The sequence below is a fragment of the Paenarthrobacter sp. NPDC018779 genome (genome assembly GCF_044391085.1).
Lineage (GTDB): Bacteria > Actinomycetota > Actinomycetes > Actinomycetales > Micrococcaceae > Arthrobacter.
The window spans coordinates 150,987-166,736 of sequence record NZ_JBIRZS010000006.1 but is presented as its reverse complement, the minus strand read 5'-3'; the positions used below and the strand labels follow the sequence as shown (position 1 = coordinate 166,736).

The following is a 15,750-nucleotide window of genomic DNA, read 5'->3' as shown; positions in this document are numbered from 1 at the left end:
CCGTGACAACGTACTTCAAGCCACGCATGGACGCCCGCCAGGATCCGGCGGCGAGCGCAAGCCGTCGCTCGGCATTCCGCAGGCGAGGAACACGCTGGGCCAAGGGCGCTGCCGCCAAGACCACGGGGCTCCTTAGGAACCGCCTCGAGCTGGGTGCCGTCCTCCTGGGAACCGCAATCCTCTACATCTGGGGGCTGGGTGCGTCCGGCTGGGCCAACGCGTTCTACTCCGCCGCGGCCCAGGCAGGTTCCCAGGACTGGATCGCATGGTTCTTTGGCTCCTCGGACGCGGCGAACTCCATCACCGTGGACAAACCGCCAGCAGCCCTCTGGATTACCGGCCTGTCCGTTCGTTTGTTCGGCTTGAGTTCGTGGAGCATCCTGGTCCCCCAGGCCCTGATGGGCGTGGCCACGGCTTGGATCCTCTACCTCGCCATCCGCCGGGCGGCCCTACCTGCCACCGGCAAGCTTCGCGAAGCACACTACGCGGGCCTGCTCGCCGCGGCTGTCCTGGCTCTCACTCCCGTGGCCACCCTCATGTTCCGGTTCAACAACCCGGACGCGTTGCTGGTGCTGCTCATGACCGCCGCAGGCTACGCCGTGGTCCGGTCCATCCAGGCGAACAAGCTGCGCTGGCTGGTCTGGGCTGGCGTGTTCCTCGGTTTCGGCTTCCTCGCCAAGCAACTCCAGGTTTTCCTGGTGGTTCCTGGCTTCGCGCTCGCCTACCTCGTCTCCGCCCGGCCCAAGCCCGTCCGACGCCTGCTCCATCTCCTGGCCGCTGGAGGCGCCATGGTGGCGGCCGCAGGGTGGTGGATTGCCGCCGTCGAGCTTGTCCCCGCTAATCTGCGACCCTACATCGGCGGTTCCCAGAACAACTCGATCCTTGAGCTGACCTTCGGCTACAACGGCTTGGGCCGGCTCAACGGTGACGAGACCGGCAGTGTGGGCGGCGACGGCAACGGGTGGGGTACGCCGGGACTGCTGCGCATGTTCGGCACGGAGTTCGGCGGCCAGATCGCGTGGTTGATCCCCTCGGCCTTGATCCTCGGCGGCGCGTTGCTCTGGCTCGGACGGCGTGCTCCACGGACCGATTCCGTCCGCGCCTCGGTCATGGTGTGGGTTTCCTGGCTGCTGGTGACCGGACTGGTGTTCAGCTACATGCAGGGCATCATCCACCCCTACTACTCTGTGGCGCTGGCTCCGGGGATCGCAGGCCTGGTGGGCCTTGGTGGCGTGTTGTTGTGGCAACGCCGCTCCCAGCTTCCCGTGGCGCTCTTGCTTGGCGCTGCGGTGTTCGCCGCGGGCGCTACGGCCTTCAGCCTCCTTGGCCGCACCCCGACGTTCCTTCCGTGGTTGCGCTGGGTTGTCCTGGTGGGGGCCGTGCTGCTGGCTGTCGCCGTGGCACTCAGCGGCCGCTGGACTCCGGCGTTGACGCGCACGACGGCGGGACTCGCCGTCGTGGTATCGCTCGCCGGCCCGCTGGCCTACTCGGTAGCGACGGCCGCTGAACCCCACACAGGGGCGATCGTGAGTGCAGGGCCGGCCACTACCGCCGGGTTTGGACCGGGCTTCGGCAGGAATGCGACACCACAGGGTCTGCGCAGGCCGACCTCGCAGCAGGGCACGGGGCAGGGAACCGGACAGGGTTCAGCACAGCAGGGTGCCGGTGGCCAGGGCTTCGCTGGTGGTGGCGGTCAGGGCGGCGGCATGGGTGGGCTGCTTAGCGCCACGACGCCCTCGTCCGAGTTGGTGAGCGCCCTGAAAGCCGACGCCAGCGACTACACCTGGGCGGCCGCCGTCGTGGGTTCCAACAACGCCGCCGGGTACCAACTGGCCACTGGGCTGCCGGTGATGGCGGTGGGCGGGTTCAACGGTACCGATCCCTCGCCAACGCTGGCGCAGTTCCAGCAGCTCGTGGCGGACGGCAAGATCCACTACTTCATGGGTGGACGGCTCATGCAAGGCAACGGTGGTTCGGATGCTTCCAGTGAAATCGCAGCGTGGGTTGCCGCAAACTACCAGGCGACCACCATCGGCGGGACCACGGTGTACGAGTTGCCCGGATAGCCGTAGCTCTCCGCACCCGGCGCTACCCTTACCGCCCTTCGCACCCGTAATCCGGAGTGCGCACGGCGGAAACGGACGCGCCACCAACGAACAACTGCGGCGCACGGCGGAAACGGGCGCGCTGCCAACGAGCTTGCACCCGGCGCTACCCTTACCGCCGCACACACCCATAATCCGGGGTGCGCTGCGCGGAAACGGATGCGCCACCAACGAACAACTGCGGCGCACGGCGGAAACGGGCGCGCAGCAACGAGCTTGCACCTGACGTTACGTGAGGATTTAGCGTGGTTCCCATGACGGGAACAAGGGGCAACGGTCCGTGGAGCATCGGTGAACTGGCCGCAGCGTGCGGTGTCAGCGTTCGAACACTCCATCACTACGACCAGATCGGGCTGCTGTCCGCGAATGAACGGACATCGGCTGGGCATCGGCGTTACGGCGAAGACGACGTCCGGCGGCTCTACCGGATCAAGGCACTGCAAATGCTGGGGCTCCCCTTGGCTTCGATTGCTGACGCATTGGGATCCTCGGATGACGTGCCTTCCCTTCGCGGGCTCCTGCAACAGCAGTTGGACCACGTTCAGCAGCACGCCCGCCAGGTCCGCTTGCTCGAGGACCGTTTGGGCGAGCTGCTGGCCCGGATGGACGGACCCGTCATGCCCACCACAGAACAATTCATGACCACGTTGGAGATGATCACAGTGTTTGAGAACCACTTCACCCCGGAACAGCGGGAACAACTTGCCGGGAAGCGCAACGAACTGGGTGCCGAAAAGATCGAGGCTGCCAAGGAACAGTGGGCCGGTCTGGTGCAGGAGGGCCTCGCTTTCGTGGCGGCGGAGACACCCGTGTCCGATCCGGCAGTCCAAGCGTGGGTCCGGAACTGGGACAGCATCGGGTCCATGTTCCATTCGACCGAGGACACCAAGGTTGCTGCCAGGGCCGCGTGGCAGGAAAACAGCCAGTCAATCAGCGCGGACCTGCCTTGGAGCGCGGAGCAAATGACCGGACTCGTGAAGTACCTGCAGGAGGCCCGCGGCTAACGCCAAGCCATCGCACCCCTTGCCGCCGATCGCTCCCGTAGTCGCGGGCGCGCCAGGCGGAAACGGGTGCGCCACCAACCAACAAGTGACGCGCCAGGCGGAAACGGGTGCGCCACCAACCAACAAGTGACGCGCCAGGCGGAAACGGGTGCGCGGATTCGGGGTTTGACGGGCCCTACGCTTCCGGTTCCAGCTCCATGGCCCGCCGGACCGCCTCGACGGACGTCGCAACGTCATCGGGGTCCGTAGCCCAGTTGCTGACGGAGATCCGTACGATGTCCCGTCCCTGCCAGGACGAACCGGACATCCACACGGCGCCTTCGGCCATGAGCCGTTGCGTCACACGGCGCGTACGCTCGTCGCTGCCGAAACTGACGGACACTTGCGTGAAGACGACGTCGTTGAGCACTTCGGCTCCGGGCAGTGCAGAGAGCCCGTCGGCCAGCGCGCGGGCGTTGGCGGCGAGCCTCTCCACCATGGCGATCACGCCGTTGCGGCCCAGTTGGCGAAGCGCGGCCCACACAGGAATACCGCGGGCACGGCGGGACAACTCCGGTACTTTCTCGAACGGATCTCCCAGGCCGGCGTCCGTTGCGATGAAGTAGCTCGTGTGGATGCTGAAGGCCCGTCGCAGAGCCTCGGGGCTGGAGACGATGGCGAGCCCGCAGTCGTAGGGAACATTGAGCGTCTTCTGTGCGTCGGTGGCCCAGGAATCAGCGAGTTCGACGCCGGCCAACCGCTCCCGCAGCACAGGGCTGACGGCAGCCCACAGCCCGAAGGCACCGTCCACGTGGACCCACGCGCCCCGATCGTGGGCGAGGTTCACCGCTTCGGCCATGGGGTCGAACGCCCCCGAATGAAGGTTTCCTGCCTGCACGACCACCAACGACGGCCCGGGCTGTTGGTCCATGGCCGTGGCCAGGGCGTCCGGCAGGATGCGGCCCTCCTTGTCCGCGTCAACGGGAATGCACGCACCCAAACCCAGGTAACGCAGCGCGAGGTCCACGGCCGCGTGCCGCTCGCGTCCGGCGAAAACTGTGATTCGCGGAGCCCCGGAGAGACCCAAACTTTCGAGGTCCCATCCGGCTTGGTCCATGAGGTGCTGGCGGCCGGCAGCGAGCCCTACGAAGTTGGCCGTGGTGGCGCCCGTAGTGAAACCGACGTCGGCTGTGGCCGGCAAGTGCAGGAGGTCAAGCAACCAGGCAGCGGCTGACTCTTCGATCGCGGCTGCGGCCGGAGTGGCGAAACGCAGACCTGTGTTCTGGTCCCACGCCGAGACCAACCAATCGGCGGCCATGGCTGCGGGCAAGGTGCCGCCCATGACCCACCCATAAAATCGTCCCGATTGTATGGCCATGAGTCCCGGCTCGGCCAAGGCGGCGAGTTCATCCACCACCTCGGCGGCATCGGACGGCTCGTCGGGCAGCCGCGGCAGGAGGCTTGAGGCAACCTGATCGGCGTCGTACTGGGGACGGACTGGACGTGTGGGCACCGAGGTGAGCCAATCGGTAGCGTGCACCAAGGCACGCTCCAAGGCAGCACCGTATGCCTCCGGCAACGCAGACATGCGCACAGCCTACGCCCGGTTCACCGGGCCGACCAGAGTTACAGCGTAAGCGTGATGAAGTACCGGCCGTCGTCGTGCTTGACGGCTTTGACCGTCACCGCCGAGTAGTTGGGAATCCGCCACATGCCGGGTTCCAGCTCGCCGCCTGCATCGCCCACTACCACCGTGCGCATGCCGGCCGCGCGGGCAGCAGCGATGCCTGCCGGTGCATCTTCGAAAACCACGACGTCGGCCGGTTCCGCGCCCAGCAGCGCGGCGGCTTTGAGGTATCCCTCCGGGTGCGGCTTTCCACGCGTGACCATCTCGGCGGTGACCGCCGTCGTTGGCATGGTGAGTCCGGCAGCCTGCATGCGGATGTCCGCGAGGATGCGGTCCGCGGAAGTGACCAAGGCGATGGCGTCGTCCGGGAGGGCTTCGAGCAGCGCTTCGGCGCCCGGCAGGGCAACGATGCCGTCGGTGCGGTTGCGTTCCATCTCGCCCAGCTCGGCAGTGAGGGCAACCACGTCGGCGCCCGCCGGGGCGTACCGGCGCACGGTGTCACCAGCTTGGACGCCATGGGAAGTCCGGAGGATTTCTTCGTAGTCCAGGCCATAGCGTTCAGCGAACTCAAGCCACACCTGCTCGACGATTGCCGTGGAATCCACCAAGGTGCCGTCCATGTCGAAGAGGACGGCGCGGACCGTGAGGGTCTGGGGCTGGGTTGTTGACGACTGTGCGGCAGGAAGGGTCATGTTTCCATCCTGCCGCACAGTGCACGTTTGGTGACCTGTTCGTTGGGACAGTGACTAGCCGTCCTGACGGTGCGGGATGTACTGAATCGCCCACTTGTTGCCGTCAGGGTCGGCGAAGTACACAAAGTGGCCCCAGTCCTGGATGTCGATATCGCTGACGTCGACGCCATTCGACTTGAGGTGTTCGTGTGCCTTGTTGATGTCGCTGACCACGATTTGGAGGGAGGGCGCGGTCCCCGGAGGAGCGTCGGACAGGCCCTCACCGATGGCGATGGAGCAGGCCGAGCCGGGCGGAGTCAGTTGGACAAAGCGGATGCCGTCCATTGGACGCTCATCGAAGTCGGCGTTGAAACCGACCTTGTTGACGTAGAAATCCTTCGCACGATCCACGTCGGACACAGGGACAAACACCAGTTCAAGTTTCCAGTCCATGCGCCACAGGCTAACGGGGCCGGTTGGAAAACGGTAGGGGTGTGTACGTTTCCTCAAAGACCCGACGCTTGGGCAGCACCGTGCCGTTTTCGGATTCCGCCCCAGGCCGAGAGCGCCACGGCACAAACCAGCGCACCAACTCCGCTGACAACAAGAAACTCAACAACGGGCGAATGCAGGGCCGTGTCGTCTGTGAATGCCCGGACATGCGATACGGCGAAACTCATGGCTGCGTCCGGAAGTATCAGAAGCGCGGCGGGCGTGCCGTAGCAGTACAGCACAAATGACGTTGACCGGACTGCTCCAGGATCGTTCCTTCGAGCGAGAAGCCAGCAAACCGCCGCCGAGATCCCGGTCCAAGAGACAAACCACAGCGCATTGCCTATGTTGGATCCGACCTCAAATGTCCGGTAGGACTCGACAATGCCAAGACCGGAAAACTGCGCCGACGTGACGTAGACGGCGAAGCATCCGAGCGCCCAGGGGATCAATGAAGCCCCGAACAAGATCACTTTCACCGTCGTCCTCCCAGTTAGAGGTGCACGTCAGTGATGATCCGTGACGCAGCGGCCCTAAATCATGCAGGTAGGGGCATTGGAGTTAGCCCGCGATGCCGTACAAGCGATCGCCCGCGTCGCCGAGGCCAGGGACAATGTACGACTTCTCGTTAAGCTTCTCGTCGATCGAGGCCAGGACGATCTTGACGTTCTTGTCCGCGAGCTCTTCCTCAAGCTTGGACAGGCCCTCGGGGGCGGCCAGCAGGCAAATGCACGTGACGTCAGAAGCTCCGCGCTTGAAGAGGAACTTGATGGCCTCGCGAAGGGTGCCGCCGGTAGCAAGCATGGGGTCCAGGACGAACACCTGGCGGCCGGTCAGGTCCTCGGGCAGGCGCTCGGCGTAGGTGATGATGTCCAGGGTTTCCTCGTCGCGGGCCATGCCCAGGAAGCCGACCTCCGCCGTGGGGACCAGCTTGGTCATGCCTTCGAGCATGCCGAGTCCGGCGCGGAGAATGGGAACCACCAGAGGCGTGGGCTTGGTGAAAGCCGTACCCACCGTCTTGGTGACCGGCGTCTCGATTTCCACGGGCTGGGTCTTGACCTCGCGGGTGGCCTCGTAGGCCAACAGGGTGACGAGTTCTTCGGTAAGTTGCCGGAAGACCGGTGAAGGTGTGTTCTTGTCCCGCAGTACGGTGAGCTTGTGAGCGACCAGCGGGTGGTCCACGACGAGTGTGCGCATCCCCCAAAACTATCATTGAGACATGAGCGCTACCGAGCCGTATCACGCAGAACACACTGCCTGGATGGGCCTTGCCCTGGATGAGGCACGGCTGGCGCTGGAAACGGACGACGTGCCTATCGGCGCCGTGGTTCTGGGGCCCGACGGCGGTGTGCTGGGTTCCGGCCGCAACGAACGTGAAGCACACGGAGACCCGACCGCGCACGCGGAGATTGTCGCCATCCGCCAGGCGGCTGCGGCCCTGCAACGGCACGCGCTTGAGCTGGGTGAGGGCGGCGACGGGTGGCGCTTGGAAGACTGCACGCTGGTAGTCACCCTTGAACCGTGTGCCATGTGTGCAGGGGCGATCGTCCTGGCCCGGATACGGCGCGTCGTGTTCGGAGCGTGGGACGAGAAAGCCGGGGCCGTGGGCTCCGTGTTCGATATCCTCCGCGAGCGCCGCCTCAACCACTGGGTTGAGGTCTACGCGGGCGTGCGGGAGGAAGAATGCGCTGCACTGTTGAAGGACTTCTTCGCAGGGCACCGCGTACCGGCAGCGGAGCACCGCTCCCCCGCCTGAGTTGTTTGCCGGCTGACGTTGCGACCCGCTGGCCTCAGCGACCGGCAGCCTCGTCCAACGCGTCGATCCGAACCTGGCGCGACGCCGGCGAATCGAGGCTGAAGGAGCGGAAGTCGCCCAGTTCGGTCCGGATCCACGCTTCAACCTCGGCGATCCGCTGCCTTACCGCAGGCGTCGGCGGCTCGAACGTCCATGCCGCGATGCGTTCCTTGCCCGGGTCATACTGCCAGAGCCCGATGATCCGTCCCCGGTCCAGGATGGGGTGGTCCGGCAGGTCGGCCTGGAGGGCCAAGGTGGTGTCCAGCACCTTCTTGCCTTTGTCCTGGTCAGCGAACATGTCCGCCGAGTTGCGCCTGTGGAGGACCAGTGAGTCGGTGCCTGCGAGCAGTTGGATCTGCTCTTCGTACGGTTCCTCGAAAGCAGCCAAACGTTCGACGTCGGCAGGCAGCATCCACAGGACGTCACCGGCCGCCGTGGTCACCTCGACCGCGTCGACGGCGGCGAGCGCCGCTTTGCTTTGCGCCACAGTGAACGCGGTGAACCACTGGCTCTGCTTCAACGTCGCTCCGCCCGTCCAGCCCAAGTACCGTTCGAGCAGCAGGCGGCGGGCGCCGTCGTCGTCCATTCCGCTGGGCGGCAGGTTCCAAGCTGTGTAGGCGTAACGCTGCTGGTCCAGGCGCCCGTTGACGGGCACCCGGCGGATGCGACCGTCGGCCTGGAGGAGTCCCAAGGCCGTGGGCAGGGTGGTGGAAGCACCCTTCTTCTTGCCTTCCTCGCCGAGGCTGCGGACGGAATCGCCTAGTTCGTCCTTGAGTTGCTTCGGGTCCATGGGGGCGCTGGCGTCCTTGAGAAGATGCTCAACTTCGTCTTCCAGCAGGCTGATCTCTCCACGCTCCACGCCCAGCCTCGCAAGCACCTTGAACGAGGCCAACGCAGCATCCCGGCCCACCTGCAGGCCCCAGGCGTAGTCGCTTTGGCCCACCACATACGTGCAGCCGCGGGCAACAGGAAGTTCGTGGATCCTCAGGTCGGCGACGTCCCGGTCGGCCTGTTCGCGGGATATTCCGGCGCGGGCAAACAGCCCCAGATAGGGGTTGGCCCCACCTACGGAACGGGCCCAGCCTGCGTGGTCCAGCACCTGCTCCGACGTCATGCCACGCAATGAGCCGTCGAGTCCCTGTTTGTGCCAGGCCCAGGCGCGGAGTCGCTCGGGAGTGAGGGGTGCAGCTGCGGGCACTGTGAGTGTCATGGCCCCATTGTGCCCCACGAATTCTTGTAGTTCAGGCGCCTGTGGTGAGGGCATCCAGGACTGTTCGGGCCGTGGCATCCCAGCCAGGGAGCGTGTGGCGGGCCGTCATGGCGGCATGGCGCCACTCAGTCCTCAGCGACTCATCAGTGAGCCAGGCACGGATGGCCTCGGCGAGCTCGCTCGGGCCGGTGATCTTTACGGCTTGCCCAGCGCCACTGCTGCCCAGTGCCTCCACCGCCCCGGTCCCCTCCTTCACCAACACAGGCACGCCGTGTGCCAAGGACTCCACCACCACCATCCCGAACGACTCGGACGTCGAGACGAGCAGGCTCAAGTCGGCAGCGAGCCATTGGCGTTCAAGTGGTGTCCCGCTGAGCTCACCGGTGACCGCAAGGCGGCCTTCGAGCCCGTGACGTTCGACGGCGGCCCTCACCCCAGCGGCATAGCCCGGGTCCGCGTCCCGCGAACCGATGAGCGCGGCCGTCCATGGCAGATCCCGGAGGCTGGCCAGCGCTTCCACGATCAGGGTCTGCTGTTTGTTGGGCAACATGGCGGCGACAGCAATGATGTGCGGGGGCTCTGACCCGCTGGCTTCCCCGGCAGCCTCCGTCCCAGGCCGCGCTATGACTATCCGGGGGTGGCCGTGCCTGGCCCGCAACTCCCCGGCCGCATGGTTGCTGGGGCAGATCACGCCGGTAGCCGCCGCCAACGCCTTTCCTTCAAGCGCTTTGTGGTCCGCGAGCGCCATGTGCGAAAGGATCCACACCCTCGCGCCGTTACCAACAGCGGTGGCCACCTCGTCCGGGACCCCGCTCGCAACCAGGCCGTCGGTAATGACTGTTGTGCCGCCGTCGAGCGCGTCCGCGAAACGCTGCCTGTCCGCCGGGCTGCCCACCGGCCAATCGCCGTCGACCGCCACCGTCTCGACAGCGGCGCCCAGGGCCTCCAAGTGCTCGGCGAGCTTGGCGTTGTACTTGTTGCCGCCCGAGCCGTGGCGGACGTTGCCGGGAACGATGAGCCGGATGTCCAAACTAGTCGCCCGGGAGCTCCAGCGAGAAGCCCGCCCACGCGTCCGGGTTCTCGCGGAGCACTACGTCGATCCCAGCGAGCGCCCTGCCGTCGGCAGTTTCGGTGATCCGGGCTGCCACTGCCCCGGCAATGTGTTGGGCAAGGGCTTCCGTGGTGGATAGTTTGCCCGTGAAAGCGGGGTGTTCGTCCAGGTTCTTGTAATTCAGGTCCGCCAGGACGTCGTCGAGGATGCTCCCGGCAGCGCCGATGTCCAGCACAATGGCGTCGCCATTGAGCTTGGCGCGCCGGAACGAGACTTCGGCAACAAACGTTGCCCCGTGCAGGCCCTGCGCGGGCCCGAAGGCTTCGCGGGGAAGGCTGTGGGCGATCATGAAATGGCGTCGGACGGTCAGGCTGAACATGTCTTACTCCTCCGGCTTCGGATAGGCGACCACGTGGCAAAAACCACCCGGCTTTTCCAACAAATCTGCAAGCGTGCCGGGCAGGTTCCGGAACACGCACTCACTCGTCAGGAACGTATCGAACAGCGGATCCTCCAGCGCTGCTACCGCGGTTTCCAGTCGCTGCGAGGTGGTCCGCCTGTGCCGGCGGGGCATGGCCACCTCGCCCACTTGGCTGGACCGGATGGTGAGCCGGCGGGCGTGGAAATCCTCGCCGAGCGGCAGGGTAACTTCCTTGTCCGCGAACCAGGAAAGCTCGATAACGTCGGAATCATCCCCGGCAAGCTGGAGGCTGAGCTTGAGGCCTTCATCCGTGGCGGAGCAGTGGAAGACGACGTCGCAGTCGTTCCTGGCTTCCTGCGGTTCTGCGAAGTCGATACCAAGTGTCCGCGCGAGCTCTTGCTTGGCCGGGTCGGCGTCCACCAACTGCAGTCGACCCAGCGGGTACTTCCGCAGGAGCGTCGCCAACGCGCCGCCCACCAGGCCACCACCGACGACGGCGACCCGGTCGCCCAGGCGCGGCCCGGCTTCCCACAGTGCGTTGACGGCCACTTCCACGATGCCGGTCAGGACTGCCCTCCGTGCGGGCACCTCCGCGGGCACGGCCGTGAGTTGGCTCGTGGGGACCACGTAGTAATCCTGGTGCGGGTGAAGGCTGAAGACGGTCTTGCCCAGCCACTCCTGTGGTCCCGCTTCCACGACGCCGACGTTCAAGTACCCGTACTTCACCGGTCCCGGGAAATCGCCCTCCTGGTGCGGGGCGTGCATCCGCTCGGCAACCCTGGGCGGGACACGTCCTTCGTGGACAACGCGTTCGGTACCGCGGCTGACGCCCGAGTACAGCGTCCTGACCAATGCCTCGTCCGCATGCGGCGTTGGCAGCGTTTCCGGACGCAGCTCACCGTGCCCGGACCTGGTGACCCAGTAGGCTGTGGCCTCGTTTGGGGCTGTGCGCTCTTCGGAGATAGTCATGATACTTACGAATCTATCGCCGGGGCGCCCTGGACGGAAGCTGGCATGTGTCCTGCGGCACTCTTGCCGCCCCGTTTTGGGGAACAGCACCCACCTCCGGTACCCTATTTCAGTTGGTGACGTGTCCGAGCGGCCGAAGGTGCAACACTCGAAATGTTGTTTGGTGTAAAAGCCAACGTGGGTTCAAATCCCACCGTCACCGCCACGTAGAAAGGCCCCGGTTCCCTTTGTTTGTAAGGGAACCGGGGCCTTTCGCTTTGGCTAGAACTTGTATTCAAAACCGCCGGAAAGGGCCGGCTTGAGGATCAGGGTTCCCGATGACGCGGGCACATCAATAATCACCACGCCCTGCGCTTTCTCACCCGGCCCCATCCCGGAGATGGGAAACGTCTCGGAATCGTCAAGGCACGAGTAGGTTGCAGGTCCGCTCAGGGAACCGTTGAATGTCTTGCCATCCTTACCAATGAACTTGAAGTCGTAGCCGCTCAGGTCGAACCTCGGAATCACAGCGTTGGCCAGCTCCGGCGTAGTCTCAGCGCTGATGTCCACGGCCAGGAGTTTGCCGTTCTCTGCGGCACGGGCGTACGGCCTGGTACAGGCCACCGGCTTGATGCTGTTGACAATGAACTTGACCTGGACAGCACCCTTGGCACCGCGGTCATTGAGAGTCCCCACATCACCCAGAGCCATTTCAAGGTTGCCGCGGCTATTGGTCTTGGCCTTGGGAGAGCTGGACGTGGTGGGAAGAGGTTTGGCGAGCGGTTCGCGCTCTTCAGCAACAGTCGGAGGATCCATGGCATCCGCTAACGCTGAGGCAGTCCGGGCCACACCGGCAAAGAGGCCAACAGCCACCAGCACCACCGACACGATGAGGGCAACGAGTTTGTGCTGGTCATATGCCGCCAGCTTGCGCCCTTCCTTGTCAGTCTGCAGGTTGAGCAGCGTGAAGGCGAGGTCCACGAGAGCCCAGATTCCCAAGCCCCCGAGAGTCAGCAACTTGGCGATACCAGTGCCGATCTTTCCGAGATAGAAGCGGTCCGCCCCGAGCCCGCCCAGGAAGAGGGAAAGGAGCCACGTCACCAGGAACGTCTTGTCAGACAGCGCGGGAGGCTGAATGTTTGGCTCAAATCCCGGCGGTGCCTGATAAGGCTGTCCGCCGCCCAGGTACGCGGGCGGCGGCTGGTAGCCATGTGGTTGCTGGTACTCCGCGGGCGGCTTGTAGGCCGGCGGCGGAGTTGGGTTTGGCTGATCGTGGCTCATGGAATTCCTTTCGACGCACGGCAAGATGCGCCAAAGCAGGGATTGTGTGTCGCTAACAATCTGCCGGGAGTTCCATCGAAGCGCGAAACCACCTTCCGTGGGCTGTGGATAACTCACCCGCCCAGGAACTAATCAGATGTTGCAGCCCGATGCACGCGCGGCGGAGTACGGGTACCAGCTGATCGGGCCGGGCCCCATCTGCGGCGCGCAAAGGATGTTCCACGTCCGCGGGCCAACAACGCCGTCGGCCTGGAGACCCCAATAGCGCTGGAATCCGATAACGGCGTTGCGGGTGGCCGGGCCATAGGAGTTGTCCACGGCGAGCGTGCCGTACGGCGAACCGATGCGGGTGCGGAAGGCGTTCAGCAGGGTCTGGATGTTGCCGACACAGCTGGAGTAACCGCCGTAGCTGTAGTTGTAGTCAACGCAACGTCCGGCGGCCTCGGCCGGTGCGGGAGCAGCAACGCTCAGCGTGCCGCCGAGGACAAGGCTGGCCGCCACAGACGTGAGCGCCAACGTGACGCGTCGGGTTGTTTTGCGCATGGGTAAATCCTTTCGATGGAGAATTTCGGCTCCATGCTAACCCAGCGCTCCCGGCGGAGGGCATGGGGAGGCCTACCCAACTCATGCTCCAGCATCTAACTCCTCGCGCCGCCCGGCGGTACATTATTCACGGATGCCACAAGGACACCCTCGGAGCCGCACGGACGGTGGAGGCAACAATGGCCGGGTCAACCAGCAGGACAGGCAAGAGCACCGACTACGAGTTCGTCACTGTGTGGCGCGTGGCGGGAACGCTGCAGGAAGTAGTGGATGTCCTGGGAGACGCGGGCACCCTGAAACAGTGGTGGCCGGCTGTCTACCTTGAGGTCACGCCGGTGAGCACAAGGAGCCCGGATGGCGTCGGCAACTCCTTCGACCTCCATACCAAGGGCTGGCTGCCCTACACCCTTCGTTGGAGGCTGACGGTCACCGAGCCGGTTACCCTGCACGGCTTCGCGCTTACGGCCAAGGGCGACCTCAACGGAACGGGCAGATGGACCTTTGAGACGGACGGCCCCGAAGTTGTGATCACCTATGACTGGCGGGTCAGCACCGCGAAGCCCCTGTTGCGGAGGCTCAGCTGGCTCCTGAAACCAGCCTTCTCGGCCAACCACCACTGGGCCATGGCGCGCGGTGAGGAAAGCCTGGCACTTGAGCTCCGCCGTCGTCGTTCCACTACTGCCCCGGCCAGGGTGCCGGCACCGCCGGGGCCCACTTTTACCCGGCGGCACTAACGAAGCCGGTGACGTTCCTTCAGCTCTCCCTGATCTCGGCAGTGGCCCTCCTGGGGCCGCTGTTGGCCCTGCCCAGGAAATGGCACTTGCCGGTGGTCCTTGGCCAGCTCCTGGCGGGAATCCTCATCGGCCGCACGGGACTGAAGCTGGTGGACCCCGGCGACCCCACGTTCACCCTGATGGCCGACGTTGGCTTCGCGTTGATCATGTTCGTCGCCGGCACGCACGTCCCCATCCGTGACAAGGCCATCCGGGCAGCGCTGGGCAGTGGCGCAGCCAAGGCCGGAGTGGCAGCTGCTTTGGCGGTCGCCGCAGGAATCGGCACGGCGGCTGTTTTTGGGACGGGCCATGCGCCGTTGTATATTGTGCTGCTGGCCTCCTCCTCCGCAGCCCTGGTGCTCCCGATCGTGGACTCCTTGAACCTCGGCGGCCCCAAGGTCCTGACCATGATGGCTCAGGTGGCCATTGCCGATATTGCCTGCATCGTGGCCCTGCCTCTCGCCGTCGATCCGCCCAATGCCGGGCGCGCGGCGTTGGGGGCGGCAGCGGTGGCGGCCTGCGCCGTGGCACTGTTCTTCGTACTCCGCGCCTTCGAGCGCAGCGGCACGCGCGGGCGCCTCCACGACGTTTCCGAGGACAGGAAGTTCGCGCTGGAACTGCGGATCCAGTTGGCCTTGTTGTTCGCATTGGCAGGGTTGGCCGTCCTGGGGCGCGTGTCGGTGATGCTGGCGGGATTCTCCTTCGGCCTGGCAGTGGCGGCAGTGGGCGAACCGCGGCGCCTGGCCCATCAACTGTTCGCAGTCAGCGACGGCTTCCTCGGGCCGGTCTTCTTCGTCTGGCTTGGGGCCTCACTGAACGTGAACGACCTCGGCAGCAACCCCCAGATGATTCTCTTGGGCCTCTGCCTCGGCGTAGGGACCCTCCTTGTCCACTCCGCGACGCGGCTTCTCGGGCAGCCCTTCCCCTTGGCTGTCCTCTCGGCGTCGCAGCTGGGTGTCCCGGTGGCGGCGGCGACCATCGGCTCGCAACTGCACCTCCTGCAACCTGGCGAGGGCGCAGCCATGATCCTCGGAGCACTCATCACCATTGCTGCCAGTGCCGCGGCCGGCCCCCTGGCGGTCGCGTCAGAATCGGCCAGGAAACCATCCAAGGGCGGCACAGCAACGAAGTCCCGATAGAATCAAAGCCGTTGCCAACCCAGCCGCCGAACAAAGGGAGGACTCCGTGCGCGCTTCGCAGCCCCGGTCGCCCTTCCACGCGCTGCGGTCCGGCGCACTTTCCGTGGTGGTCGTCCTGCTGGCCGCAGGAGCCCATATTCTTGGCGGCGGGGTGCTCCCCACGGCTCCGGTACTTGCGGCGCTCATCGCGCTGACCGGGCTCGCGGCAACGCTCGCAACCCGTTTCAAGGTGAACTTCGCGGCCATGACGGCACTTCTGGGTGCCAGCCAACTGGCGTTGCACCAGGCCTTCATGTCTTTGGCCCCGATCGACGCGGCAGCTCCTGCCGGCGGCCATCACCCCGGGACGGAGATCCTGACGCCCATCGTGGATCCGGCCACCCACTTGCACGAGCTTGGCACCACGGCCGGCGCCCTGATGTTCGTCGCGCACGTGATGGCAACGGTGGCTTCCGCCGCTGTCCTTGCCAAGGGCGAAGACGCTTTGTGGCAGCTCGCCGCGTGGCTTCGTCCGCTGGTCACCCTTCCGTCGTTGCTTTTCAAGCCCGACGCCGGTGCCACGCCTGTCGCCGCCGGCGCACCTGACGTTTACCTCCCCCGCCCTTGGCGGAACCTGAGGCAAGACAGCCGCCGCGGCCCGCCGGCCGCCGTCGTACGCCCTTAAGTCCGCCCGGCACCAGCCTTCCACGGTGACGGGCTCCAAACCCGTAC

General features: G+C 65.5%; 17 protein-coding genes and 1 tRNA gene. 7 read left to right on the top strand and 11 right to left on the bottom strand.

What is annotated here, in order from left to right:
* Nucleotides 1-2 precede the first annotated feature (2 nt).
* Nucleotides 3-2,066, top strand: a complete 2,064-nt coding sequence (locus tag ACH488_RS09635) for an ArnT family glycosyltransferase (protein WP_397323823.1) — start codon at nucleotides 3-5, stop codon at nucleotides 2,064-2,066.
* A 293-nt stretch (nucleotides 2,067-2,359) separates the two neighbouring features.
* A complete protein-coding gene (locus tag ACH488_RS09630; protein WP_397323822.1) occupies nucleotides 2,360-3,109 on the top strand; it encodes a MerR family transcriptional regulator in 750 nt (249 codons plus the stop codon).
* Between the two features lie 175 nt (nucleotides 3,110-3,284).
* On the opposite strand, the gene ACH488_RS09625 is transcribed toward ACH488_RS09630, so the two are convergent.
* The 5 genes from ACH488_RS09625 to upp form a co-directional block, all read right to left on the bottom strand.
* A complete protein-coding gene (locus tag ACH488_RS09625) occupies nucleotides 3,285-4,676 on the bottom strand; it encodes a pyridoxal phosphate-dependent decarboxylase family protein (protein WP_397323821.1) in 1,392 nt (463 codons plus the stop codon).
* Nucleotides 4,677-4,714: 38 nt separating this feature from the next.
* Nucleotides 4,715-5,407 carry an HAD-IA family hydrolase gene (locus ACH488_RS09620; protein ID WP_397323820.1) on the bottom strand — a complete coding sequence of 231 codons (693 nt, stop codon included), beginning with the start codon at nucleotides 5,405-5,407 and terminating at the stop codon, nucleotides 4,715-4,717.
* A gap of 54 nt (nucleotides 5,408-5,461) precedes the next feature.
* Nucleotides 5,462-5,839, bottom strand: a complete 378-nt coding sequence (locus tag ACH488_RS09615; RefSeq protein WP_397323818.1) for a VOC family protein — start codon at nucleotides 5,837-5,839, stop codon at nucleotides 5,462-5,464.
* 53 nt (nucleotides 5,840-5,892) lie between these two features.
* Nucleotides 5,893-6,357: a hypothetical protein gene (locus ACH488_RS09610; protein ID WP_397323817.1), complete on the bottom strand. Its 465-nt coding sequence runs from the start codon at nucleotides 6,355-6,357 to the stop codon at nucleotides 5,893-5,895.
* Nucleotides 6,358-6,439: 82 nt separating this feature from the next.
* Nucleotides 6,440-7,075 carry a uracil phosphoribosyltransferase gene (gene upp / locus ACH488_RS09605; protein ID WP_397323816.1) on the bottom strand — a complete coding sequence of 212 codons (636 nt, stop codon included), beginning with the start codon at nucleotides 7,073-7,075 and terminating at the stop codon, nucleotides 6,440-6,442.
* A gap of 22 nt (nucleotides 7,076-7,097) precedes the next feature.
* Between upp and tadA the strand changes: the two genes are divergently transcribed.
* Nucleotides 7,098-7,634 (top strand): tRNA adenosine(34) deaminase TadA, encoded by a 537-nt coding sequence (gene tadA, locus ACH488_RS09600; RefSeq protein WP_397323815.1) that lies wholly within the window; start codon nucleotides 7,098-7,100, stop codon nucleotides 7,632-7,634.
* A 34-nt stretch (nucleotides 7,635-7,668) separates the two neighbouring features.
* On the opposite strand, the gene ACH488_RS09595 is transcribed toward tadA, so the two are convergent.
* The 4 genes from ACH488_RS09595 to ACH488_RS09580 are packed head-to-tail and all read right to left on the bottom strand — an operon-like array spanning nucleotide 7,669 to nucleotide 11,324.
* Nucleotides 7,669-8,883 carry a DNA glycosylase AlkZ-like family protein gene (locus ACH488_RS09595; RefSeq protein WP_397323814.1) on the bottom strand — a complete coding sequence of 405 codons (1,215 nt, stop codon included), beginning with the start codon at nucleotides 8,881-8,883 and terminating at the stop codon, nucleotides 7,669-7,671.
* A 31-nt stretch (nucleotides 8,884-8,914) separates the two neighbouring features.
* Nucleotides 8,915-9,913: a glycosyltransferase family 4 protein gene (locus ACH488_RS09590; protein WP_397323813.1), complete on the bottom strand. Its 999-nt coding sequence runs from the start codon at nucleotides 9,911-9,913 to the stop codon at nucleotides 8,915-8,917.
* 1 nt (nucleotide 9,914) lies between these two features.
* Nucleotides 9,915-10,313 carry a 6-pyruvoyl trahydropterin synthase family protein gene (locus tag ACH488_RS09585; protein WP_397323812.1) on the bottom strand — a complete coding sequence of 133 codons (399 nt, stop codon included), beginning with the start codon at nucleotides 10,311-10,313 and terminating at the stop codon, nucleotides 9,915-9,917.
* Between the two features lie 3 nt (nucleotides 10,314-10,316).
* On the bottom strand, nucleotides 10,317-11,324 hold the full coding sequence (locus ACH488_RS09580; protein WP_397323810.1) for a zinc-binding alcohol dehydrogenase: 1,008 nt from the start codon (nucleotides 11,322-11,324) through the stop codon (nucleotides 10,317-10,319).
* Between the two features lie 115 nt (nucleotides 11,325-11,439).
* On the opposite strand from ACH488_RS09580, the gene ACH488_RS09575 reads away from it, so the two are divergent.
* A tRNA-Ser gene (locus ACH488_RS09575) sits at nucleotides 11,440-11,529 on the top strand.
* Between the two features lie 56 nt (nucleotides 11,530-11,585).
* Here the strand turns inward: ACH488_RS09575 and ACH488_RS09570 are convergent.
* Entirely contained in the window at nucleotides 11,586-12,584 is a 999-nt protein-coding gene (locus tag ACH488_RS09570) for a TM2 domain-containing protein (protein ID WP_397323809.1), read from the bottom strand.
* 132 nt (nucleotides 12,585-12,716) lie between these two features.
* On the bottom strand, nucleotides 12,717-13,127 hold the full coding sequence (locus ACH488_RS09565) for a peptidoglycan-binding protein (protein WP_397323808.1): 411 nt from the start codon (nucleotides 13,125-13,127) through the stop codon (nucleotides 12,717-12,719).
* 179 nt (nucleotides 13,128-13,306) lie between these two features.
* Between ACH488_RS09565 and ACH488_RS09560 the strand changes: the two genes are divergently transcribed.
* From ACH488_RS09560 to ACH488_RS09550, 3 genes are read left to right on the top strand one after another with little or no spacing between them, the layout of a single operon-like run.
* The gene (locus tag ACH488_RS09560) at nucleotides 13,307-13,861 is read left to right on the top strand and encodes an SRPBCC family protein (protein WP_397323806.1); all 555 of its coding nucleotides are present in this window, start codon (nucleotides 13,307-13,309) and stop codon (nucleotides 13,859-13,861) included.
* An 8-nt stretch (nucleotides 13,862-13,869) separates the two neighbouring features.
* Entirely contained in the window at nucleotides 13,870-15,039 is a 1,170-nt protein-coding gene (locus ACH488_RS09555) for a cation:proton antiporter (RefSeq protein WP_397323805.1), read from the top strand.
* A gap of 46 nt (nucleotides 15,040-15,085) precedes the next feature.
* Nucleotides 15,086-15,703 (top strand): hypothetical protein, encoded by a 618-nt coding sequence (locus ACH488_RS09550; protein ID WP_397323803.1) that lies wholly within the window; start codon nucleotides 15,086-15,088, stop codon nucleotides 15,701-15,703.
* The last annotated feature ends 47 nt before the right edge of the window (nucleotides 15,704-15,750 follow it).

Bases quoted from the DNA above. Each gene is read 5' to 3' on its own strand.
- tadA (WP_397323815.1), top strand. From the start codon at position 7,098: ATGAGCGCTACCGAGCCGTATCACGCAGAACACACTGCCTGGATGGGC.
- ACH488_RS09570 (WP_397323809.1), bottom strand. From the start codon at position 12,584: ATGAGCCACGATCAGCCAAACCCAACTCCGCCGCCGGCCTACAAGCCG.
- upp (WP_397323816.1), bottom strand. From the start codon at position 7,075: ATGCGCACACTCGTCGTGGACCACCCGCTGGTCGCTCACAAGCTCACC.
- ACH488_RS09565 (WP_397323808.1), bottom strand. From the start codon at position 13,127: ATGCGCAAAACAACCCGACGCGTCACGTTGGCGCTCACGTCTGTGGCG.
- ACH488_RS09560 (WP_397323806.1), top strand. From the start codon at position 13,307: ATGGCCGGGTCAACCAGCAGGACAGGCAAGAGCACCGACTACGAGTTC.
- ACH488_RS09580 (WP_397323810.1), bottom strand. From the start codon at position 11,324: ATGACTATCTCCGAAGAGCGCACAGCCCCAAACGAGGCCACAGCCTAC.
- ACH488_RS09630 (WP_397323822.1), top strand. From the start codon at position 2,360: ATGACGGGAACAAGGGGCAACGGTCCGTGGAGCATCGGTGAACTGGCC.
- ACH488_RS09595 (WP_397323814.1), bottom strand. From the start codon at position 8,883: ATGACACTCACAGTGCCCGCAGCTGCACCCCTCACTCCCGAGCGACTC.
- ACH488_RS09625 (WP_397323821.1), bottom strand. From the start codon at position 4,676: ATGTCTGCGTTGCCGGAGGCATACGGTGCTGCCTTGGAGCGTGCCTTG.
- ACH488_RS09615 (WP_397323818.1), bottom strand. From the start codon at position 5,839: ATGGACTGGAAACTTGAACTGGTGTTTGTCCCTGTGTCCGACGTGGAT.
- ACH488_RS09585 (WP_397323812.1), bottom strand. From the start codon at position 10,313: ATGTTCAGCCTGACCGTCCGACGCCATTTCATGATCGCCCACAGCCTT.
- ACH488_RS09620 (WP_397323820.1), bottom strand. From the start codon at position 5,407: ATGACCCTTCCTGCCGCACAGTCGTCAACAACCCAGCCCCAGACCCTC.